Raw genomic sequence first — 21984 nt, 5'->3', positions numbered from 1 at the left:
GTAGTTAAGCATTAAAAATCACCCTTCCAAAACTTCTTCCAGCAACTCCTCACTCGGTGCAAAATAATAAGCACCATCAACAGGAGTCACAAAATGAAGCATGCGGTCATGAATTCCATCACCGCTGGTGCCAAACATACGCAATAACATCGCATCAATAATGCTTAAATCTTTCGTATAGGCAATAAAAAATAAGCCTTGCTCACCTTTACCATCGCCATAAGGAAGAGAGTGACGTAGGATTTCCATTTCCTCGCCCTCATCGTCTTCAACCACGACACGTGCAACGTGAGAATTTTCAGGTTTAACGTCATCATCTAGTTCAATACTTTCAAGTTTTGTCCGTCCAAAGACTTGTTCTTGAGCATCAACTTTTAGCTTTTTCCACTTTTCCAAATCATGGCAATAGCGCTGTGCAAAGATAAAAGAACCGTCTGCGAATACTCCGGAATTTTCACCTAATAATGCTGTTTCAGCACGATCATCGGGGAACTGCGGGTTTTCAGTACCATCAATAAACCCAGTCAAATCTCGACCATCAAAATTGCGGAAACAGACTCGTTCATCTAAAACATCCACTTTATCTTGGATGCCTTCAAAGAACGATTGGCTAAGGGCAAAACAAATATCGGTACGTTGAGCCGCAATATGAATTAAAACATCCGCAGGTGCGACAGGCATATTAAAAGAACCGTAAATGGGCTCTAGCTGTTTAAACCCTGCAGGCGCTGTAGGATGAAGTTGTGCCCAAAGTTCAGGGCCAAAAGCAACCGCTGTTTTAATTTGAGCATGTGGATGTTGAGTAATAAGACGATCACGGGTTGAAAATAAATCTTCTAATTTTTCTTTAAGTTCTTCAATACTTAAATCTTTTAAACGTAAAACAATAAAACGGGCATGATCTGAAGGTAATGGTAGGATTACAGATTGGGCGGTCATTCATGGCTCCTAAAAAAATTGTTATTTCTATTGGCTACACTTATTGTGCCTTATGCCGTTTCAGCTTCATAGCCTTAAGTGTTAAATTCATTGATGAATAACAAACCCTAAAAGCATGAAAGATCATATAATTGAGTGGTCATTTTCTCTCAATATCTTTTATGTCATTTCAAATTTGGCTAGGCTTTGTACTCGCATGTTGGATCATTAGTCTTTCTCCAGGGGCAGGGGCCATTGCGTCAATGTCAAGTGGCCTTAACTACGGTTTTCGGCATGGTTATTGGAATGCGCTCGGTTTACAACTCGCCTTGTTGGTACAAATCGGTATAGTGGCGGCTGGGGTAGGGGTGCTCTTCGCGACAACGCCTTGGGCATTTTGGGCCGTGAAGTGGTTTGGTGTGGCTTATTTGTTGTATTTGGCTTATTTACAATGGGTGGCACCCATCCAATCGATTGACATTCAACAAGAACAACCGACTAAGTCACGCTCCAAATTGGTGATGTATGGATTTTTAATCAATATGAGCAATCCCAAAGCAATCGTCTTTTTATTGGCAGTTTTACCGCAATTTTTGGATTTGTCTAAACCACAGTGGAGTCAATATGCGGTGATGGCCGCCACGATGGTCACGATTGATTTGATTGTGATGGCAGGATATACAGGGTTAGCAGCGAAAGTTTTAAAACTCTTAAAATCCCCGCGACAGCAAAAATATCTTAATCGTACTTTTGCCGTGTTGTTCAGTTGTGCGGCGGGATTGCTTAGTTTAGTGTATCAGTAAGTTTAGTCTGCGTCAGTTCTGCTAAAAATTGTTGCTCGGTAACCACATGTATACCGTGCTGACGAAATAGGGCGGCAGTGACTCCTTCTCCCGCAATTTTTTGCCCTGTAAATGAACCATCATAAATACCATCGCTACCACAGGATGGGCTATTGGCTTTGAGCACGGCATGAGTGACATGATTGGCTTGTGCCAATGCTAAAGCTTTGTAGGCACCTTGAATAAAGACATCGCTAATCTGATAGCCATCTTCGGAAAAAACTTGTGCGTGACCGAATAAAACATCAGCACCTGACCCGTGGCGAATTTCTGCTGCGGGACGCGGGGGTTGGAAGTCCTGCACTGACTTCAGGACATAAGCTGACATAATTTTTATCGATCAAAGCTTGAACTAACTGAGAGACTACGCAGTCTTTGCCGTCATAACGGACTTTTTGTCCGAGTAGACATGCGCTGATAAAATAACGTTTATGGCTCATTTAGTTATGTCAGTTTTTTAAACTTCTGTGCGATAAAAATCAGTGCAAATAGAATCGACATAGTTAAGACAATACTAAGCCCTGTAGAAGTATTCAGCCCCGCACTGGACCATAAACCAACCGTCACCCCAATTTGCGCAATCACAAAGGCCCAAATCACCATTTGTTTTGGAGAGTGAGCAAGCAGTCGAGCGGTAAGTGCTGGAATGACAAGCAAGGCCCCCATCAGTAAAGAACCCACTGCACGAAGCGCTAAAATAGTAAATAAAGCCAGTAGCAACATAAAAATCAAGCGTTGCCATTTCGCACTGACGCCTTCACTAACAGCCATATCAGGATCGATCGCGATTTGAATTTGAGCCTGCCAACTTTTATAAAGCACTGTCAATGCAATAACAATAACAGTGGCAAAAACGGGCAGGTCTGCCCATGTAATTGTGAGCAAATCACCAAATAAATAGCTGAGTAACTCAGGTCTTAAACTTGGAATGTGTTGAATAAACATCAGACCCGAGCAGAGTAAGGTCGCAGAACAGAGTGCGAGTAAGGCATCATTCGGTAAACGTGGATCATGTAAAACCCAAAGGATCGCCACCAACAAGCCCGCAATAAAAGCCACACCCATCCACAGGGGTAATGCCATTGCTCCTGCAATCGCGACACCCAGTAGTGTGCCATGAGCCATGGTGTCGGCAAAGAATGACATACGACGCCATAGCATCAAACAGCCCAGCGGTGCAGTCAAAAAGACCAGCAGCGTGCCCATAATCCATGCAGGTAACAGCAGTTGTAACCATTCCATCATGACTTAAGCTTCCGGTTCAGGGTGAATGTGTGGGCGAGCGTCATGTTGACAAGGCGTTGCACTATCACCATGCGCACAGTGATCATGATGATGTTGATAGAACACGCGGTTGGTACCAAAAATAGCTTGGTACTCAGGGTGTTGTTGCACGTTTTCAGGTAGGCCACTACAGCAAATGTGTTTATTCAAACACACCACTCGATGCGTCCCTTGCATGACCCACTGCAAATCATGTGAAACCATGAGTACAGCACAACCATATTTGGCGGGTAAGCTGCGCACATAGTCGTATAGCTCAGCCTCAGACTGAATGTCTAAGCCCTGCATTGGTTCATCGAGAACTAAAATATCGGGTTGACGTAATAGTGCACGCGCCAGCAAAACACGTTGTCGTTCTCCGCCTGAAAGTTGCTGCACTTTGGCGTTTTCAAGTTTGCTGATTCCAGTATCGCAGGTAATTTCTTGCTTGATTGTAGGATCACATTTTTCCAAAGCCAAGAGGTCTTTCACTCTAAGCGGTAGGCTATGTGAGGGATTAAACTTTTGTGGCACATAGGAAAATTTGAGGGACTTTGTCGTTTTAATTTTGCCAGCATTAGGATGCACAATACCCAACAGCACTTTAATAAGCGTGGATTTTCCAGCACCATTTGGGCCAATCAGAGTCACAATTTCCCGTTCATGTAAGACAAAATCGACATGCTTTAAAATGTCGCGCTCATCGATACGAACACTAATTTGGGAGAGTTCGACCAGAACAGGATCGAGGCTTATTTGTGGCGACACTGCTGACAAATTCCTGAAATTTCGATAATGCTATGTTGTGCCGTAAAACCATCGGCTGCGGAAAGTGCATCGAGTTGTTGTAATAATCCTTGAGCAGAGGCCTCTGTCACTGATTTGCAATCAGTACAAATGAGAAAGGCTGCTTGATGGCCTTCACGGGGATGGCAACACGGAATATAGGCATTAATCGAGGTGAGTCGGTGAATGAGGCCTTTTTCTAATAGAAAGTCTAAGGTACGGTACACCGTCGGTGGGGCAGCAGGGCGGTCCGCATTGCTTTTAATTTTAGCCAACAAATCATACGCACCCATCGGGCCTGTTGCATTCAGGATTAGTGCCAAGACTTCTTTTCTCAAGGGGGTTAGGCGCGCACCAGTTGTTGCGCACAAGACTTCTGCTTCAGCCAAACGCGTCTCAACGTTGTGATGACCATGCACATCATGTAAAGCATGGTGGTGTTCGTGAGAACAAGCGCTCATAACAAACCTCAAGTGCAAAATTTATAAAAGAAAAACGACATTAAATCTTAACATGAAGTGCAGAGAGTTTCGATTAGGCATAGGTATTTTTGTCGATTTGTTATATTATAACACTAATTGTATTTCTAGTGATTGCTCCCCATGTCCCGTTTCTTGGCTTTTTTTGCGTTTGCGCTGTTTAGTAGTGTTGCTTGGACGCAAGACTTGGTTGTTTCTACACAGCCGATTTACTTGATTGCACAGGAAGTGACGAAAGGCATTGAAAAACCAACCTTATTGTTGGCAGATCAATCTGGACATGATGTGAGTTTGACCCCAATGCATCGTAAAATCATTCAGGATGCAGGCCTGGTTATTTGGTTGGGGCGAGCACATGAAGCACCGCTGGATAAACTCCTGACCCCCAATGATAAAGCAGTTTCTATTTTAGGTTCAGGCATTATCAATGCCTTACCACTACGCAATACCCGTGGTGATGCCTTAAAAAACACCATTGATACTCATGTTTGGCTTGACCCAAACAATGCGGTACGCATCGGTTTCTTTATTGCAGGCTTGCGTTCACAGCAAATGCCTGAGTATAAGGAGCGCTACTGGAACAATGCCAAAATCTTTGCTCAGAAAATGTTGCAAGCCTCGGCTATATATAGTCAAAGTACCCAAGCTCGCCCATATTGGTCTTTTCATGATGCCTATCAATATCTGGAGCGACCTTTAAACTTACGCTTTGCAGGTGCTTTGACAGATGACCCGCATATTGCGCCTACGGTTGCACAAATCAAATACTTAAATGACAGCCGTCCTTATTCAAAGATGTGTCTTTTGGCCGAAGTGCATGCCAGTCAAGCACAATATCAAAAGTTGAACCCATTGGTTTTTCAAGCTGTTGACGAAAGCATGACTAGGGCAGGGGATTTTGTCAGCGCGTGGAAGCAATTGGCCGATCATGTGCATAAATGTGTGCTAAATGCGCGAAAGTAACCCAAAAATTAAACAATAATTGATTAGTTTAAAAGCAATTTAAACATAGAAAAAAACTCGACTTAGGTCGGGAAAAGATTGCATGTTCAGGGGTGTAACTCTATAATGCCTGCGATTAAAAATAATCATCAGCTAAACTTGTCAAGCATGATTGTTGTGAGTGAATAAATAATGAGCCGAACTAGTCGCTTGATTGACCGACGATTAGCGAAAGCTTTAGTCCTCTTACAAGCATGTATGATTCCTGTTTCAGCCTTGATCGGCTGGGTCGTGAAAGACTCAACCGCAGCCCTGAGTGCAGCATTAGGTGCGCTCGTGTGTTGGCTTGCGACTTGCTATTTTTCATGGCAGTCGTTTCGAGCAGCAGGAGCTCGCGCTTCTAAACAAGTTCTTGCGAACATGTATAAAGGCATGATGGGTAAGTTTGCAATTGTGATTGTTGGTTTCATTTTAATTTTAAGCAATGTCAAACCGTTGTCAGCGGTGGCGTTGTTTTGTGGTTTTATGCTCGTTCAAACCATGACGTGGGTTGCTCCATTTTGGGTGTCGCGTCAACAAAAACGAGTTTAATAAGCACTACAAAAAATTGAAAAGTTTTTTAGGAGATGAACGAGATATCAAGCAGCACGCGATGTTCGTTCTCTCTATTTGTATTTGACATTGACCAGGTGTGATTTATGGCTGCTGAAGAACATGCCCTTACTTCGACCGAGTATATCAAGCATCACTTGACCAATATGACGTATGGCAAAATGCCAGACGGTTCATGGAAGTTGGCTGAGACTGCTGAAGAAGCTCAACAGATGGGGTTCACTGCTATTCACTTGGATTCAATGGGTTGGTCTATCACTCTTGGTGTGATTTTCTGTTTGTTGTTCTGGTGCGTAGCGAAAGCTGCAAACTCTGGTGTTCCAACCAAGTTCCAGTCTGCAATTGAAATGATCATTGAGTTTGTGGACTCAAGTGTTCGCGACACTTTCCATGGCAAATCACGCTTAATTGCGCCACTTGCATTGACCATTTTCGTGTGGATTTTCCTCATGAACGCAATGGACTTAATCCCTGTTGACTGGATTCCATTCTTAGCTCAACAAATTGGTGCAAGTGTATTTGGTATGGATCCTCATCACGTTTACTTCAAGGTTGTACCTTCTACAGATCCAAACATTACCCTAGGTATGTCTTTATCTGTATTTGTATTGATCTTGTTCTACAGTATTCGCGAAAAGGGGATTGGTGGTTTCGTTGGCGAATTAGCACTTAACCCATTTAATCCAAGTAACCCAGTTGCAAAAGCGTTATTGATTCCAGTGAACTTAATTCTTGAATTAGTAACATTCCTTGCACGTCCAGTTTCATTGGCTCTGCGACTTTTCGGTAACATGTATGCAGGTGAGTTAATCTTCATCCTTATCGCATTATTACCGTTCTGGATCCAATGGGCGTTGTCTGTGCCTTGGGCGATCTTCCACATTCTTGTTATCACGCTACAAGCATTCATTTTCATGATGCTGACTATCGTATACTTGAGCATGGCAAGCGAAAAGCATTAATGGTAATGCCTAACTATCACTGGATGGTTGGGCGCACAATTTTTTAATTTAATTTGGTATAAACCTAACCTCTGAGGAATTATCATGGAACTCACTTTAGGTCTAGTTGCAATTGCATCTGCTATCTTGATCGCTTTTGGTGCTTTAGGTACTGCGATTGGTTTTGGTCTTTTAGGCGGTCGCTTCCTTGAAGCTGTTGCACGTCAACCAGAATTGGCTCCACAACTTCAAACTCGTATGTTCTTAATCGCGGGTCTTCTTGATGCTGTGCCTATGATCGGTGTTGGTATTGGCTTGTTCTTCATCTTTGCTAATCCATTTGTAGGTTAATCAGCTTAATTCCTAAATTAAACTATTGAGGAATAGCAATGAATATCAACCTCACATTGATTGGCCAAGCGATTGCATTTGCGATGTTTGTCGCATTCTGCATGAAATTTGTATGGCCACCACTAATCAATGCGATTAGTGAGCGTCAGCGTAAAATCGCTGATGGCTTAAACGCTGCTGAAAAAGCAAAAGCTGATCTTGCGGATGCGCAAGCTCAAGTGAAAGCTGAATTAGATGCAGCGAAAGCGCAAGCGGCTCAATTGATCGAACAAGCGAACCGTCGCGGTGCACAATTGGTAGAAGAAGCTCGTACTCAAGCGTCAGCTGAAGGTGAGCGTATTCGTCAACAAGCAAAAGAAGCTGTTGATACAGAAATCAATTCTGCTCGTGAAGAATTACGTCAACAAGTTGCTGATCTTGCAGTAACAGGTGCTGAGAAAATTCTTAGCCAAAAAGTTGATGCTGAAGCTCACAATGCCATGCTGACTCAGCTGGCTGCTAAACTTTAAGAGAGGCGGATTATGGCTGAACTCTTGACGTTGGCACGCCCGTACGCTAAAGCAGCATTTGCTTACGCTTCTGAGCAAAATGCAACTGACTCTTGGTCATCTGCATTGAACTTGCTCAGTGCTGCGGTGCAAGACGAAGCATTTTCAGCTTTCTTAACTCGCCCTGAGCTTACTCCTGCTGAGCAGGTAAGTCTTTTTGCAAAAGTATTAGGCGAAGACCAAACTGCAGCAGTGTCAAACTTTTTGACATTGCTTGCTGAAAACAACCGTTTGGCGCTTCTTCCTGAAATTTCTGCTGAATACGAGCAGCTCAAATCACAGAATAACAATACTGTGGATGTAGTCATTGAATCTGCATTCCCATTGACTTCTGTACAAGAACAATTACTTGCACATGCTTTAGAGAAAAAATTCGAAGCTGCGGTAAATGTTTCTGTAGAAGTTAAACCAGAGCTTATTGCTGGTGTTGTTATTCGTGCAGGCGACCAAGTGATAGATGATTCTGCGCTTAACAAGCTAGAAAAAATGCGGACTCGTCTTCTTGCTTAATTGCATATGAAGACTGAACTTTAAAAAGATTGAGGTATAGCGCAATGCAACAACTGAATCCATCCGAGATCAGTGCGCTCATTAAACAGCGTATCGGCGATCTGGACACCAGCGCGACCGCTAAAAACGAAGGAACCATTGTTATGGTTTCCGACGGTATTGTGCGTATTCACGGCCTTGCTGATGCAATGTACGGTGAAATGATCGAATTCGACGGCGGCTTATACGGTATGGCACTGAACCTAGAACAGGATTCAGTGGGCGTCGTTGTTTTAGGTAACTACTTAAGCCTTCAAGAAGGTCAAAAAGCGCGTTGCACAGGTCGTGTATTAGAAGTTCCGGTTGGTCCAGAACTTTTAGGCCGTGTCGTAGACGCTTTGGGTAACCCAATTGATGGTAAAGGCCCAATTGATGCAAAATTAACTGATGCTGTTGAAAAAGTAGCACCAGGTGTAATTTGGCGTCAATCAGTGGATCAACCTGTACAAACTGGTTATAAATCAGTAGATACAATGATCCCTGTAGGCCGTGGTCAGCGTGAGTTGATCATTGGTGACCGTCAAACTGGTAAAACAGCTATGGCGATCGATGCGATCATCGCTCAGAAAAACTCTGGCATTAAATGTGTATACGTAGCTATTGGTCAAAAACAATCGACTATTGCTAACGTTGTACGCAAGCTAGAAGAAACTGGCGCTATGGCGTATACCACTGTTGTAGCAGCAGCTGCAGCCGATCCAGCAGCAATGTTGTACTTGGCTCCATACTCTGGCTGTACAATGGGTGAATACTTCCGTGACCGCGGTGAAGATGCACTAATTATTTATGATGATTTGTCTAAGCAAGCTGTTGCTTACCGTCAAATTTCATTGTTATTACGTCGTCCACCAGGTCGTGAAGCGTATCCAGGTGACGTATTCTATCTTCACTCTCGTCTTCTTGAGCGTGCTTCGCGCGTTTCTGCTGACTATGTTGAGCAATTCACGAATGGTGAAGTTAAAGGCCAAACTGGTTCATTAACTGCATTACCAATCATTGAAACTCAAGCGGGTGACGTATCTGCATTCGTACCAACGAACGTAATTTCGATCACTGATGGTCAGATTTTCCTTGAAACATCATTATTCAACGCAGGTATTCGTCCTGCTGTGAACGCGGGTATCTCTGTATCTCGTGTTGGTGGTTCAGCGCAGACTAAGATCATCAAAAAATTGTCTGGTGGTATCCGTACTGCTTTGGCGCAATACCGTGAATTGGCAGCGTTTGCTCAGTTCGCTTCTGATCTTGATGAAGCAACTCGTAAGCAACTTGAACATGGTCAACGTGTAACTGAATTAATGAAGCAAAAACAATATGCTCCATATTCAATTGCTGACCAAGCTGTTTCAATTTATGCATCTAACGAAGGCTACATGGCTGACGTTGAAGTGAAGAAAATCGTAGACTTTGATGCTGCGTTAATCTCTTACTTCCGTTCAGAAAATGCTGCGTTAATGCAAAACATCGATGAAACTGGTGATTACAACAAAGACATCGAAGCTGCAATCAAAGCAGGTATTGAAAGCTTTAAAGCGACTCAAACTTACTAATTTCAACTTCAGTTGGATTTAGTTTTGGTTTGGTTCACGGATCAACCTTCGAGGGCTCGAAAGGGCCTTCGAATACTAGGTTAAGCGTATGGCAAATTTAAAAGAAATTCGCGCCAAAGTAGCTAGTATCAAAAGCACGCAGAAAATTACTCGCGCGATGCAGATGGTAGCAGCTTCTAAGATGCGTCGTGCGCAAGAGCGCATGGCTCAAGGCCGTCCGTATGCCGAAAATATGCACCGTGTAATTGCTCACTTGGTTCAAGCGAATCCTGAATACAAACACCGTTATATGGTTGAACGCCCTGTGAAGCGCGTTGGCTATATCATTGTGTCTTCAGATCGTGGCCTTGCTGGTGGTTTGAACATTAACTTGTTCAAAAAAGTGGTTAAACACGTACAACAGCAACAAGAGCAGTCAATTGAAGTTCAATTTGCTTTAATTGGTCAAAAAGCGGTTTCGTTTTTTAAAAACTACGGCGGTAAAGTGCTGGGTGCTACGACAAATGTCGGTGATACACCAAGCCTTGAACAGTTATCTGGTTCTGTACAGGTGATGTTAGACGCATTTGATAAAGGCGAGTTAGATCGTATTTATCTTGTGTCAAACGGCTTTGTCAATGCCATGACTCAAGATCAAAAAATCGAACAACTTGTTCCTTTAGCAACTGCTGAAGAAAACAAGACACTTAACCGTCAATACGGTTGGGATTATATCTATGAGCCTGAAGCTGAAGAGCTTTTAAATGGCTTATTGGTTCGTTATATCGAGTCTGTGGTATATCAAGGCGTGATCGAAAACATCGCGTGTGAGCAGTCAGCTCGTATGGTTGCAATGAAAGCTGCAACGGACAACGCAGGTGATTTGATCAAGAGCCTACAACTTATTTATAACAAGCTGCGTCAAGCCGCGATTACTCAGGAAATTTCTGAGATCGTTGGTGGTGCCGCTGCCGTTTAACATTATTTTGAATTGAGGAGACAGCAATGAGTAGCGGTCGTATCATTCAGATCATCGGCGCGGTTATCGACGTCGAGTTTGAACGTAACAGCGTTCCTAAGATCTATGACGCTCTCCACGTTGATGGCACTGAAACTACATTAGAAGTTCAGCAACAACTTGGTGATGGCGTAGTTCGTACTATTGCAATGGGTTCTACTGAAGGCCTTAAGCGTGGTTTGAACGTAACGAATACTAACGCTCCAATCTCTGTACCAGTGGGTACAGCGACTTTGGGTCGTATCATGGACGTTCTTGGTCGCCCAATCGACGAAGCTGGTCCAGTTGCGACTGAAGCGCGTTTGCCGATTCACCGTCAAGCACCTTCTTATGCTGAACAAGCAGCTTCTACTGACCTTTTAGAAACTGGTATTAAAGTCATCGACTTACTATGCCCGTTTGCTAAAGGTGGTAAAGTTGGTCTGTTCGGTGGTGCCGGTGTTGGTAAAACTGTAAACATGATGGAGTTGATCAACAACATCGCTAAAGCGCACTCAGGTTTATCTGTGTTTGCTGGTGTTGGTGAGCGTACTCGTGAAGGTAACGACTTCTATCACGAGATGAAAGACTCAAACGTTCTAGACAAAGTAGCAATGGTCTACGGTCAGATGAACGAGCCACCGGGTAACCGTTTACGCGTAGCGTTGACTGGTTTGACCATGGCTGAGTATTTCCGTGACGAGAAAGACGAAAACGGTAAAGGCCGTGACGTACTATTGTTCGTAGACAACATCTACCGTTATACACTAGCAGGTACTGAAGTATCAGCACTTCTAGGTCGTATGCCATCTGCAGTAGGTTACCAACCGACACTTGCAGAAGAGATGGGTGTTCTTCAAGAACGTATTACATCGACTAAGTCTGGTTCGATTACGTCAATCCAAGCGGTATACGTACCTGCCGATGACTTAACAGATCCATCGCCAGCAACTACGTTTGCTCACTTAGACGCAACTGTAGTATTGAGCCGTGACATCGCATCTTCTGGTATTTACCCAGCGATCGATCCACTTGACTCAACTTCACGTCAGTTAGATCCACTTGTAGTGGGTGCTGAGCATTACGAGATCGCTCGTTCAGTTCAAAACGTTCTTCAACGTTATAAAGAATTGAAAGACATCATCGCGATTCTTGGTATGGACGAACTTGCAGAAGAAGATAAGTTGACTGTTTACCGTGCGCGTAAAATCCAACGTTTCTTCTCTCAACCGTTCCACGTAGCTGAAGTGTTTACTGGTGCTCCTGGTAAACTAGTACCACTTAAAGAAACGATTCGTGGCTTTAAAGGTCTTTTAGCTGGTGAATACGATCACATCCCAGAACAAGCGTTCTACATGGTTGGTGGTATTGACGAAGTAATTGCTAAAGCTGAGAAACTTTAATTAGTTACCTAATTTAGGAGATTCTCATGGCGACTATGCAGTGTGATGTTGTTAGTGTTCAAGAGTCGTTGTACTCGGGCACTATAACGATGCTAATTGCTAAAGGTGCTGGTGGTGAGTTAGGTATTATGCCTGGCCACGCGCCGCTAGTAACTTTACTTCAACCGGGTGCAATCCGCGTTCTGTTGGAAAACGGTACAGAAGAGTTGATCTATGTATCTGGTGGTGTTCTAGAAGTTCAACCGCATGTTGTTACGGTACTTGCAGATACTGCAGTCCGTGCAGAAAACTTAGATGAAGCAGCAATTCTTGAAGCGCGTAAACACGCTGAACAATTGCTTGCAAATCAAAAGAGCGACTTGGACTCGGCTGCTGCTTTGGCTGCTCTTGCAGAAACTGCTGCGCAGTTGGAAACCATCCGCAAAATCAAAAACCGCGCTCAGTAAGAGACGGTTTGAGATTAAAAAAGCCACCCGAAAGGGTGGCTTTTTTATGTCTATATAAAATTGTGTCAATTGCTTGTTTCATATAGATTTAATGATTTTGGGTTGAAGTCGTTCAAATGGATTGGATCGGTCTCTTGCATAGGCACAATCTTTGTTTTGCATGATAGTGCTTCGTCTTTTAACTGTACGCTGGCTTCTAAAATATTTTGAATACTTAATTTTTGAACCTCAGCTGAACCATCGTTCCTATGCTTGATTTATTTCGTTAAGCAGGGGCACGGTTATCTAAAGTTGCATATCTTTTATTCAATAGAAGTTATATTTTGAAAGCTTCTCTGTGAGGGTAGGTGAAGATGAACCTGATTGCGCATGAATCCCACTTTTGGGAACTTTACCAAGATTTTGAGCATTATTATCTGAGTATCGCAGTCGATATGAGTTCAGTGGTGTCGTGTTGGGACTTGGTGCTAACTTCAGAAGAAATATTACAATATGAACATCGGGGTCGCGCGAGCATTCAGGAGCTGACCAAAGCCATAATTGAAGCAGCTTACAAAGGTGATTTCTCAATGATGGAAGCACGTTTAGCCAAGCCATATGAGCGTCACGCTATGCAAAAGGCTTTTAAAGATTGGTTAGCGCAGAGCAAAACTCAGGAACAGTCTTCGTATTAATGAGGTATGAACTCAAAGCATTGTTTTAAATATCTTTCAAAAAGCTTTGACGCAATTGGCTGAACATCATGCGGCTAACGGTATCGTGCTGCGTCTCAATCAGCTTTTTGATTTGTTCAACCTGAGGCTCATCTTCAGGAATCACAATCTCTGGATCGATTTCGATATCCGAATTTGACATGGTGTTGGACGGTTGTACCTGCAAATTTGAAGATGGGTGTTCGGCATGCCAAAGCTGTGTTTCAAGTGACATGATGTACTTATATTCATCAGTATTTGGGTTAAACCGTTTATAAAGTCTTAAGTCTTGCATTGCATCTTGACGGCTTCGTCGACGAGGCATATCCGTTTCGACTTCTAACCATTCAGAGATAACTGGATGGATTTCATGTTGCATCAGTTGGTAATAAAGCCAATCACTGAGTAGGCTATGATCGATGTCAGACAGATATGGGCTGTCTTGTTGCAGCAATTGTTGTAAGTGTTCGAGAACCAGAACTTCTTGCTTTTGTAAGGCATAGCGCGCTTCAGCATCAAATTGTTGGTATTCTTCAACTGGAATTTCGGTGAAATGTTGCTGTTCTACGAAAGCATCTACAATATGCGTTTGAAATAAGGTATTCCATTGCTCTAGCGCATGAATTTCGAGCTGTTGTAGCTCTTTAAACGCTTTGCTCTGATAGTGGCTGAGCTGCAGGCGCTGAATATTTTGCTGGTTGAGCTCAATTTTTTGTTTGATGTATTCAGCATAAGCGCCTTGTTGTTTTGGGCTGACAGGGCTTGTAACATCGACCAAAAGTAACTGCTGCTGTTGTTTGTATTTGAGCCAATCCTGAATACGTTGAACTTCTTTATGCTCTTTAGAAAAAAACTGGGTTAAGTGTGGCGTGGTTTTTTCAGGCATTAAAAAGTGCATCCCGCCAAAGACGATGATTGCTAAACAGGCGATCACAAGAATGACTTTTTTCATTATAAAAATGTTTTTCTGTGTTTCTTATTTGTACATGTTAGCTTAAAAATGAGAAATAGTTAATGTTTTTTCATCAAAGCTTCAAATCTATATGGATGAAATTGAAAATTCACCTTGCCCGAGAATACGAACTTTATACAGTGCATCAAAGCCTTCAGTGTAGTGTGCTGGTTCAAATTTTTGAGCGGTGGCTCTGATCTTGACTTCAGGAATGCAGGCTTTCCCTTCACGTAAGTGGTTGCGTAATAGTGCATCTTTGAGCTCAGTCTCAAAGAAATAGCCAACAACTTCAAAACCCGCAGCCTGAGTACTCGCAATATAAAGCGCCCGATCGGCTAACGTAGGGTTGGTATTATCAATCGCCATTTTGGTTTTTGAGGCTAGCCCTGCTTCAAAAATAATTTTTTCACAATGCAGTGTTCTCAGCATATCGAGGTTGATGCGCAAATGGCCATGTGCCAAATTCAACAGATAATAGCTCGATTTTCCTGAAGCTTGGATGCCCATAAAAATAATCAGCTACATGTGAGAAATCGTGCCTCAATCAAATTAGGAGAAAACGGTTGTAGTCATTTTCTCCTACTTTATCGCTGAAAACACCAATATCTAAATGTTTTAAGATTGGTCTGCGTTTGAGCTATCATTCTCAGCTTGTTGCGGAATCATCATTGAAGCCAATTTCAACATTTCAGATTGAATCGTGCCCATTTGCTGTTGCATCTTTTTAAAGTCGACTTGGCTAAAATCCACCTGCCCATTTAAAAAAGGCGAAGCTAAAACTTGTTGGTTGGCAGACAGTAGTTTTTCACGGATATCATTGATTTCTTGGGTTTTAAGATTTAGGCCGTTTAAGGCACTATTGAAACCTGTGAGCTGTTGTTGTAAAGCTGTCGCGGCGTGTTGCAACTGTTGCTGATCGTGCTGTTCAACTGCGGCCTGCAAATCACTTTGGGTTTCTTGCAGTTGAGTGACGTATTCACCTGCTTTTAATTGCATATCTGCCACATCACGCACGATATAGAGCATGTTGCCACTTTTCAATTCAGCTTTGTCAGGGCTTTGTGTAATCGTAGATTGGCTTTGCTCAGTGGACTCAGTCTGGGTGTCTTGCTGATTCGGCTCTGTTGCTTGCTCACAGCCAATGAGAAGAATGCCTGAACTAAACAGTGCAAAAGGAAGAACTAAGTTTTGTAAAAGCTTTTTCATCATCAAATCAATATTGGGCTATGTATTTTTTAATATAAGGGCAAAATGTGTAGATAAAATGCTGGGTTTCAAAGTCATAACAAAACTTTTTAAAATAAAAAAGAGTGCCTGAGCACTCTTCATTTACAGTAGTTTAACCAGCAATGATTTTAATAATGGAATGATTACGAATGTCTGTCAGTACATAGTCGCCATTCACTTTAATCCACTGTTGGTTTTTACCTGGTTTGCTGAGTTTTTTGTATTTTTGGTGATCTGCTTTATAGGCATTGTTATGGTAAGCGCTTGGGAGTTTTTGACCTACTTTCCAATCTTGAGATGGACGGTTGGATTTTTTGACAGTGGCTTGCTTTACAGTGGTTTGAGTTGGCTGTTGATGTCCATTCGATGTGTGTTTTTGCGCATGCCCATGAGACTGAGCAGCTTGATGTTGCTGATGTTGTTCTTGTGGTGCTGCTAGTGCAGGAAGGGCAATCAATGCCGTTGAGATAGATAAAATGGCTGCTTTTATAAAGGTATTCATGAGCTTCACTTCGGATTGTCTTGAGTGGATAGGTACATCATAGAGTGAAGTGTTTGATTGATCGTGAAGGAAGTGTTGTAAAATCATAAAAATAAAGAACAAATCATGAAGATTCAACCGATTTGAATGTCATTACCTATTTAAAAAAGAAAATATAAGCAGCCGTTAAATTCGACTGCTTATAAACAGCTCTGGGCTTATTTGGCCAATTCAGCATTGATGGCATCGACAATACGAGGATCATTGGCCGTAATGTCTGGTGCAAAACGTGCAACCACTTTACCATTTTTATTGATTAAGAATTTTTCAAAGTTCCACAGTACCTCAGGTGGTTCGTTCGGTGTTAAACCATAGTCCACCAAGTCTTTCCACCAAGGGCCTTCACCGATACGTTCAGGCACCGCTTGAGTGAGTGTTTCATATAAAGGATGCTTATCATCCCCTGCAACCGAGATTTTTGAAAACAGCGGGAAATCCACTTGATAGTTTAAAGAGCAGAATTCTTGAATTTCAGCATCTGAACCCGGTTCTTGTGCCAAGAAATTGTTGGCAGGAAAACCTAAAATCTCTAAACCCTGTGATTTTTTGTCTTGATAGAGTTTTTCTAAACCTTCGTACTGAGGTGTGAGGCCACATTTAGATGCCACATTCACCACCAAGAGAACTTTACCTTGGTATTGGTTTAAGTTGATGTCTTCGCCCTGAATGGTTTTGACTGGAATGTTATAAATCGAAGTGCTCATTTGCGTGTCCTTATACGATGTGCATTTTATTGTGTTGGAAGCGTTTGACAAAGTCACGCCTATTTACGGATTGATCGCAACAAAAAAGCAAGCCAAGGCTTGCTTTAAAGGGTGGGGAAGTCATTAAGATGCTGGAGCCGCTTTGACTTTTGCTTCCAAAGCCGTTACGTCAGCAATGATCGATTTCTGTAATTCAGTTGCTTTGGTTTGTAGTTCGGTGATTTTCGCGCTATCTGGTGTTGTTTTTGTACTTTCTTTGGTGAGCTCTACCCCCAGATCATTGGCGTCCTGCATTTTTTCACGTAAAGCATCTACTTCAGCACTTTTTAAGGTTAAGGCATCTAATTCATCATTAAATTGCTTCACATAGATTTCTGTTTTTTCAACCATATTTTTAATTTGAGCGGGATCCTTTTTCTCTAAGGTTGCACTCACCTCTTTTTGAAACGTAGCGGCTTCTTGAGCTTTGGCATTCGATAGCGTTTGTACGGCTAACAAATCTGCTTGAATATCGGTAATATTGTTATTGCTGTGATTAGCAACGATAGTGGTTGCTTCGGTTGAGGTCGCTTCAGATGCAGACGTCGTTTGTTCAACGGCTGGCTCAGTTCCTTTTTTTTCGCACGCAGCCAATGTAAGTGTGGCCATACAAACTGTGGTTAAAAGTAACTTTTTCATAACGACATCCTTCTATCGGGAAATATGTTGTTGTAGGCCAGAGTCTAAGAGCAATGACCGATCAATTAAAAAAAAATACGTTCGCTAGAACAGCACCAATACGATGCAGAGATCGTTGATATTGTTCTATGGTGTTTTTGTAGAGTGAAGCTACTGAAATACATTAATTTATTGAAAAGTAGAGTTTAATATTGGTTTAAAATTTTGTTTTTTATAAATTTTTCATTTTAAAATAAATGTATAAATTATGTGTGATACCCAAATGATATTCGAATAAATCATAAAAATGTTTTACCATTCATTTAAATTTTGCAAACAAAAGCTAAACGGGAAAAAGCATGAGTACCACACCACAACGTATGTATTGGGCTTTGAGTCTCCCTATCATTGCTGTACTCATTTGGTCGATCAATATTGTCGTCACGCGTTATGTGGCAGATTTCATTTCGCCAGTCAGTATTAGTTTTTATCGTTGGTTCTTTGCCTTTATTCTGTTAACACCTTTTGTTGTGCGCTCTTTATGTCGGCAACGGGCATTAATCCGAGCGCATTTGGGTCAGTTGGCCGTGCTAAGTGCATTTGGTCTGGTGTTGTATCAGGGCTTAGCCTATACCGCAGCGCACTATACGACTGCGACTAATATGGGATTGATTAATGCTTTTATTCCGATCTTCACTATTTTTGTTTCACTATTGATTTTAAAAGATATTCCAAATCGTTTTGCGATGATCGGTAGTATTTTATCCTTTGCGGGTTTGGTTTATATCATTGGTCAGGGCAATCTTTCAGGCTTAGTCCAATCGGGTGGGCATTTGGGTGATGTTCTGATGGTGGTTGCGGTATTCTTTTATGCCTTTTATGGGGTGTTTTTGAAAAAGTGGCAATTGCAAATTCCCTTGATGTTGAGCCTCTATGTGCAGATCTTTTTTGCACTGCTTTACCATTTACCTTTTATTGCCTATTTCGGTCTCGATACTATCAATAGTCAAAATGCAGCAAGTGTCATGTATGCCAGCATTTTCCCTTCTTTGGTTGCGCCTTTACTGTGGATGTTGGCCATTACCCATTTAGGGCCGAATCGAACCAGTATTTTCATGAACTTGATGCCTGTCTTTACTGCAGTGATTGCCTATGTTTGGTTGAAAGAGGCGTGGACGGTTTATCATACGGTCGGTGGTGTGGTCATTATCTCTGGTATTTTACTCGCACAGCGTAAAACAGCCTTAAAAACGGCACCTTTAGCAAATTCGATGGATTGATATTGATTAAAATACGATCATTTAAATTACTTTTTTAATAGAATAATTCATTAATAAGTTGATTTATTAATGCTATTTTAGATTGTTAATGTATTTAATGTGTGCAAAAGCTGATTAAAAATAGGTAGATAATTTGAATGATATTTTAATTATCTCCATTAATCAGCGTTTTAACGAAGTTTTTAATATAAAAAATCTATTTGTTTAGAAAAGCAATTTGCTACATAATACGCGCACTGCAAACTTAGGCCAATGTCAAAACGGGTATTAAGTGTTTGCTCATCAGTTTTCAGACCCTCTGGATGTGATTACACATCCTTTTTTATGCTCAGCCATCCCTATATGGCTGAGCTTTTTTTTGTCTATGTTTCAGTAAAAATCCTGAGAAATAGCATGTTTTTAGGCACGAACCACTGCACCAGTTTCGGCATCGAGTATGCGGCTCGGTTCTTGGCTCAAGCCTAGGTCACCATTCAGATAATTGACCTGTTGCGAAAAGTAGTGGTTGGCATCTTGTAGTGAACGGGCAGGTGGCAATCCAGCAGGGTTGGCACTGGTGGAGACAATAAAGCCTTGAAAGGCATTACAAAGCGCCACACAAATCGGATGCGTGGTTACCCGTACAGCAACTTTGGGATGATTGCCTTTAATCCATGTGGGAATATGTTCATTTGCAGGTAGTAACCACGTGGTTGCACGTTCTGATGGACTACGATCACTCCAGCTGTCGATCACTTGTTGGCGGATGTCGGGATCTAAATGTTCTAAAAGTGGTTCAACTTGAGCAAGTTGCCCAGCCAGTAAAATCACGCCTTTTTCGATCGGGCGTTGCTTAATCTGCAAAATATCTAGAAAGGCCTGTTCGTTATACGGATCGCAGCCTAAACCCCATACTGCTTCTGTTGGATATGCTAAAACTTGACCTTGTTTTAAACATTGCGCCGCTTCAGTCACAGAGGTGGTAATCATTACACTTTGTACCTTTTATTGATTCATAAAGGGTTATTGTGAACCTTATTGGCTGGAACGGCAACGCAGATAATTGCCAGCCTGTTGTTGTGCGAGGCCCAAAATCTCCAGTTCCATTAATTGGCTGGTAAGTGTGGCAATATCGGTGTTGAGTTTGAAATTAAGTTGATCCATATTTTGCCCGACCCAATCCAGTTGATTATAAAGTTCGAGTAAATCAGATGGGATCTCAAAACTCGCGCTTGGGATAGTTTCTTGCGACTGGGATTGGCTATGCCATTGGGTGGGGAGTGCCAAGTCTTCAATGATTTGCTCAGGATGATCGACCAAAATTGCCCCTTCTCGGATCAGTTGATGACAACCTTGATGGTGCTCACTGTAAATATGACCAGGGATCGCAAAAATTGTCTTGCCTTGATCAGCAGCAGATTTAGCTGTGCCAAGAGAGCCACTTTTGATTGCTGCCTCTGCAACTACAACCCCTAAACTCAATGCACTGACGATGCGGTTCCGCCGTGGAAAATTATGTTGTAAAGGTGGTGTATGCGGTAAAAATTCAGTAATAATACAGCCATTATTTTCCAATATTTTCGTACGCAGGGCTTGATGTTGGGGCGGGTAGGTGAGATCTAAGCCTGTGCCCATCACCGCAATGGTACGCTGATGTTTTAAGCCACCCTGATGCGCTGCTGCATCAATACCTTCAGCTAAACCACTGCAAATATAAAAGCCTTTTTCGGCGAGGTAAAAAGCAAAGTCATAAGCCACTTGTTTGCCGTGCGGGCTGGGTTTCCGACTACCGACGATAGCAACTTGAGGTTGGAGTAAACTTTGTGGATTGCCCTGACCAAATAAAATGGGTGGTCGGTCAGAATAGGGTAGCAGCTGCGAGGGATAATGACTTTCTGTATCAAGCAAAATAAAATCACAACTGGCTTGGACGTCATGCAGTAAAGTTTGTAATTTGATTTGGCCAGCAGGTGTTTGAATTTCTGCGGCACGTTGTAGGTGACTTTTGTGTAAGCCTAGATTTGACCAGATCTGAAGATTGGAAGCAGCAACGGCTTTTGTGCTTGTGCCAAAATGCTGCTGTAGTTTTTGAAAGCTCGATAAAGAATGCTGAACTAAATACCACAGGGTGATTGTTGCAATCTGTTCATGTGATAAAGAGTTCAGCATATATACACCTTAAGGCAACGGATTATTCATCCACAACAGAGGGAGAAAGTTTCGCGCCCAAGTTTACTGGTAGTTCGCTGTCGAGCACATAAGCATAGCTGACACGGTCAAAGGTTTTAAATACCATGATGTTACCGATACGCTCCGTTGGAAGGGTCAGTTTTTCATTGGTTTTCGGATCACGAATTTCTTGACCTTTTTGACTAACTGAGAACACATAACCTGATTGAACGCCATCCACTGTGCCACGGTCAATGGTTACAACCGAATGCTTCGCAGCTAGACCAATCGAACCTTGAACACGAATCACTTGTCCTCCATCAGTCACATCTTGTGCATGTGTTGGATAGAACAAGGTTGGAAGCATGGCGTCGTATTCAGGCAGTACGCGGTAACCACGACGTACTTCAGAATTATACGAATCTGTGATTTCTAAAGTGGACATGTCATTTTCACCACGAATGGCAATGGCTGAGCCAACCTGAGTCAATTCTAGACCTAGATTTTGTTTTTTGCCCTCTGCATCCGTCACAATGTACGGTTCGCCTTCACGGTAAATCGCGTAGCGTTGACCGACTTCAATGCCTTGGCCACGTGCATAAACGGTTTGACCTTTACCCGCAATCACCCGTTGATCAGCAGCACCGACGATATACGGTGTACCTTCCAAAGATTCCTCTGAAAGAATAGTGCTGTGTTCAAGCCAGTTTTTAATGTATTCCAGTGGAATGACAGGAATAGCGTTGTTTAAGGATTCAACACGTGCTTGAGGTTGAAGTTTAGCGCCACCTGTATAGCGACGAATAATCCCTTCACAGCCATCGCCCTCGTCTTTACCAATAATTGGACGGCCGTCATGAGTACACATCAGTAAGCGGTCACCTGGGAAAATCCAATGCGGATTTTTGACGTGTCTATTGCTGGCCCAAATTTCAGGCCAACGCACAGGATTATTTAGGAAACGTTTAGAGATATCCCACAATGTATCGCCTTTTTTCACCACATAAACATTCGGTGCATTGGCTTTTAAAGCAGGTGGATTGTAATTTCGTGTAGGCGCAGCTTGAGCTGTTGAAATGACGCCTGTGCCAACACTTACGCAAACCGCAAGTGCTAACATGTGTTGCTTAAACCCCAAGGCACTAAAAGATGGCATGCCCATAAAAACCTTTTTCAT

26 protein-coding genes and 1 pseudogene are annotated in these 21984 nt (G+C 42.4%); 13 read left to right on the top strand and 14 right to left on the bottom strand.

Annotated features, from left to right (window positions below):
- Positions 1 to 18 precede the first annotated feature (18 nt).
- Positions 19 to 939 carry a Dyp-type peroxidase gene (locus CDG62_RS18550; RefSeq protein ID WP_087528698.1) on the bottom strand — a complete coding sequence of 307 codons (921 nt, stop codon included), beginning with the start codon at positions 937 to 939 and terminating at the stop codon, positions 19 to 21.
- Between the two features lie 161 nt (positions 940 to 1100).
- On the opposite strand from CDG62_RS18550, the gene CDG62_RS18545 reads away from it, so the two are divergent.
- Positions 1101 to 1721, top strand: a complete 621-nt coding sequence (locus CDG62_RS18545; RefSeq protein ID WP_087528697.1) for a LysE family transporter — start codon at positions 1101 to 1103, stop codon at positions 1719 to 1721.
- Here CDG62_RS18545 and CDG62_RS18540 read toward each other — a convergent pair.
- From CDG62_RS18540 to CDG62_RS18525, 4 genes and pseudogenes are all read right to left on the bottom strand, one after another.
- Positions 1702 to 2200 (bottom strand): annotated as a pseudogene (locus CDG62_RS18540) (DUF523 domain-containing protein). The gene CDG62_RS18545 and the pseudogene CDG62_RS18540 overlap by 20 nt on opposite strands.
- A gap of 4 nt (positions 2201 to 2204) precedes the next feature.
- Positions 2205 to 3005 (bottom strand): zinc ABC transporter permease subunit ZnuB, encoded by an 801-nt coding sequence (znuB, locus tag CDG62_RS18535; protein ID WP_087528696.1) that lies wholly within the window; start codon positions 3003 to 3005, stop codon positions 2205 to 2207.
- Between the two features lie 3 nt (positions 3006 to 3008).
- Positions 3009 to 3791: a zinc ABC transporter ATP-binding protein ZnuC gene (gene znuC / locus CDG62_RS18530; protein ID WP_087528695.1), complete on the bottom strand. Its 783-nt coding sequence runs from the start codon at positions 3789 to 3791 to the stop codon at positions 3009 to 3011.
- Entirely contained in the window at positions 3776 to 4270 is a 495-nt protein-coding gene (locus tag CDG62_RS18525; protein WP_004984035.1) for a transcriptional repressor, read from the bottom strand. The genes znuC and CDG62_RS18525 overlap by 16 nt, the downstream gene beginning before the upstream one ends.
- 141 nt (positions 4271 to 4411) lie before the next feature.
- Here CDG62_RS18525 and CDG62_RS18520 point away from each other — a divergent pair, with 141 nt between their 5' ends.
- The 11 genes from CDG62_RS18520 to CDG62_RS18470 all read left to right on the top strand — a co-directional run bounded on the left by CDG62_RS18520 (position 4412) and on the right by CDG62_RS18470 (position 13280).
- The gene (locus tag CDG62_RS18520) at positions 4412 to 5251 is read left to right on the top strand and encodes a metal ABC transporter solute-binding protein, Zn/Mn family (protein WP_087528694.1); all 840 of its coding nucleotides are present in this window, start codon (positions 4412 to 4414) and stop codon (positions 5249 to 5251) included.
- Positions 5252 to 5422: 171 nt separating this feature from the next.
- Positions 5423 to 5821 (top strand): ATP synthase subunit I, encoded by a 399-nt coding sequence (locus tag CDG62_RS18515; protein ID WP_004684416.1) that lies wholly within the window; start codon positions 5423 to 5425, stop codon positions 5819 to 5821.
- Between the two features lie 107 nt (positions 5822 to 5928).
- A complete protein-coding gene (gene atpB, locus CDG62_RS18510) occupies positions 5929 to 6804 on the top strand; it encodes a F0F1 ATP synthase subunit A (RefSeq protein ID WP_087528693.1) in 876 nt (291 codons plus the stop codon).
- 84 nt (positions 6805 to 6888) lie between these two features.
- Complete coding sequence (atpE, locus tag CDG62_RS18505; RefSeq protein ID WP_000424060.1) at positions 6889 to 7134, top strand: F0F1 ATP synthase subunit C; 246 nt, start codon at positions 6889 to 6891, stop codon at positions 7132 to 7134.
- A 38-nt stretch (positions 7135 to 7172) separates the two neighbouring features.
- On the top strand, positions 7173 to 7643 hold the full coding sequence (locus CDG62_RS18500; protein ID WP_004684420.1) for a F0F1 ATP synthase subunit B: 471 nt from the start codon (positions 7173 to 7175) through the stop codon (positions 7641 to 7643).
- A gap of 12 nt (positions 7644 to 7655) precedes the next feature.
- A complete protein-coding gene (locus tag CDG62_RS18495; RefSeq protein ID WP_004984037.1) occupies positions 7656 to 8192 on the top strand; it encodes a F0F1 ATP synthase subunit delta in 537 nt (178 codons plus the stop codon).
- A 44-nt stretch (positions 8193 to 8236) separates the two neighbouring features.
- Positions 8237 to 9781: a F0F1 ATP synthase subunit alpha gene (gene atpA / locus CDG62_RS18490; RefSeq protein WP_087528692.1), complete on the top strand. Its 1545-nt coding sequence runs from the start codon at positions 8237 to 8239 to the stop codon at positions 9779 to 9781.
- Positions 9782 to 9869: 88 nt separating this feature from the next.
- A complete protein-coding gene (gene atpG, locus CDG62_RS18485) occupies positions 9870 to 10739 on the top strand; it encodes a F0F1 ATP synthase subunit gamma (protein ID WP_087528691.1) in 870 nt (289 codons plus the stop codon).
- Positions 10740 to 10765: 26 nt separating this feature from the next.
- On the top strand, positions 10766 to 12160 hold the full coding sequence (atpD, locus tag CDG62_RS18480) for a F0F1 ATP synthase subunit beta (protein ID WP_004684425.1): 1395 nt from the start codon (positions 10766 to 10768) through the stop codon (positions 12158 to 12160).
- 26 nt (positions 12161 to 12186) lie between these two features.
- A complete protein-coding gene (locus CDG62_RS18475; RefSeq protein ID WP_087528690.1) occupies positions 12187 to 12606 on the top strand; it encodes a F0F1 ATP synthase subunit epsilon in 420 nt (139 codons plus the stop codon).
- A 353-nt stretch (positions 12607 to 12959) separates the two neighbouring features.
- The gene (locus tag CDG62_RS18470) at positions 12960 to 13280 is read left to right on the top strand and encodes a hypothetical protein (protein WP_087528689.1); all 321 of its coding nucleotides are present in this window, start codon (positions 12960 to 12962) and stop codon (positions 13278 to 13280) included.
- 25 nt (positions 13281 to 13305) lie between these two features.
- Here CDG62_RS18470 and CDG62_RS18465 read toward each other — a convergent pair whose 3' ends face one another.
- From CDG62_RS18465 to CDG62_RS18440, 6 genes are all read right to left on the bottom strand, one after another.
- Positions 13306 to 14250 carry a hypothetical protein gene (locus CDG62_RS18465; protein WP_087528688.1) on the bottom strand — a complete coding sequence of 315 codons (945 nt, stop codon included), beginning with the start codon at positions 14248 to 14250 and terminating at the stop codon, positions 13306 to 13308.
- A gap of 87 nt (positions 14251 to 14337) precedes the next feature.
- On the bottom strand, positions 14338 to 14757 hold the full coding sequence (locus tag CDG62_RS18460) for an ATP-binding protein (protein ID WP_228254414.1): 420 nt from the start codon (positions 14755 to 14757) through the stop codon (positions 14338 to 14340).
- Between the two features lie 108 nt (positions 14758 to 14865).
- Positions 14866 to 15456 (bottom strand): hypothetical protein, encoded by a 591-nt coding sequence (locus CDG62_RS18455; protein ID WP_087528687.1) that lies wholly within the window; start codon positions 15454 to 15456, stop codon positions 14866 to 14868.
- Between the two features lie 133 nt (positions 15457 to 15589).
- Entirely contained in the window at positions 15590 to 15979 is a 390-nt protein-coding gene (locus CDG62_RS18450) for an RcnB family protein (RefSeq protein WP_087528686.1), read from the bottom strand.
- A gap of 197 nt (positions 15980 to 16176) precedes the next feature.
- Positions 16177 to 16722 (bottom strand): glutathione peroxidase, encoded by a 546-nt coding sequence (locus CDG62_RS18445; RefSeq protein WP_087528685.1) that lies wholly within the window; start codon positions 16720 to 16722, stop codon positions 16177 to 16179.
- A 123-nt stretch (positions 16723 to 16845) separates the two neighbouring features.
- Positions 16846 to 17400, bottom strand: a complete 555-nt coding sequence (locus CDG62_RS18440) for a hypothetical protein (protein ID WP_087528684.1) — start codon at positions 17398 to 17400, stop codon at positions 16846 to 16848.
- 338 nt (positions 17401 to 17738) lie between these two features.
- Between CDG62_RS18440 and CDG62_RS18435 the strand changes: the two genes are divergently transcribed.
- Positions 17739 to 18659 carry a DMT family transporter gene (locus CDG62_RS18435; RefSeq protein ID WP_087528683.1) on the top strand — a complete coding sequence of 307 codons (921 nt, stop codon included), beginning with the start codon at positions 17739 to 17741 and terminating at the stop codon, positions 18657 to 18659.
- 399 nt (positions 18660 to 19058) lie between these two features.
- Here the strand turns inward: CDG62_RS18435 and CDG62_RS18430 are convergent, their stop codons facing one another.
- The 3 genes from CDG62_RS18430 to CDG62_RS18420 are packed head-to-tail and all read right to left on the bottom strand — an operon-like array spanning position 19059 to position 21984.
- A complete protein-coding gene (locus CDG62_RS18430) occupies positions 19059 to 19628 on the bottom strand; it encodes an L-threonylcarbamoyladenylate synthase (RefSeq protein ID WP_087528682.1) in 570 nt (189 codons plus the stop codon).
- 45 nt (positions 19629 to 19673) lie between these two features.
- Positions 19674 to 20807 (bottom strand): DNA-processing protein DprA, encoded by a 1134-nt coding sequence (dprA, locus tag CDG62_RS18425; RefSeq protein WP_087528681.1) that lies wholly within the window; start codon positions 20805 to 20807, stop codon positions 19674 to 19676.
- Between the two features lie 22 nt (positions 20808 to 20829).
- Complete coding sequence (locus CDG62_RS18420) at positions 20830 to 21984, bottom strand: LysM peptidoglycan-binding domain-containing protein (RefSeq protein WP_087528680.1); 1155 nt, start codon at positions 21982 to 21984, stop codon at positions 20830 to 20832.

This window comes from Acinetobacter sp. WCHA55, from assembly GCF_002165305.2.
Taxonomy (GTDB): Bacteria; Pseudomonadota; Gammaproteobacteria; order Pseudomonadales; family Moraxellaceae; genus Acinetobacter.
Note: the sequence above shows the minus strand (reverse complement) of the source record. Positions and strands in the feature narration are given on the sequence as shown.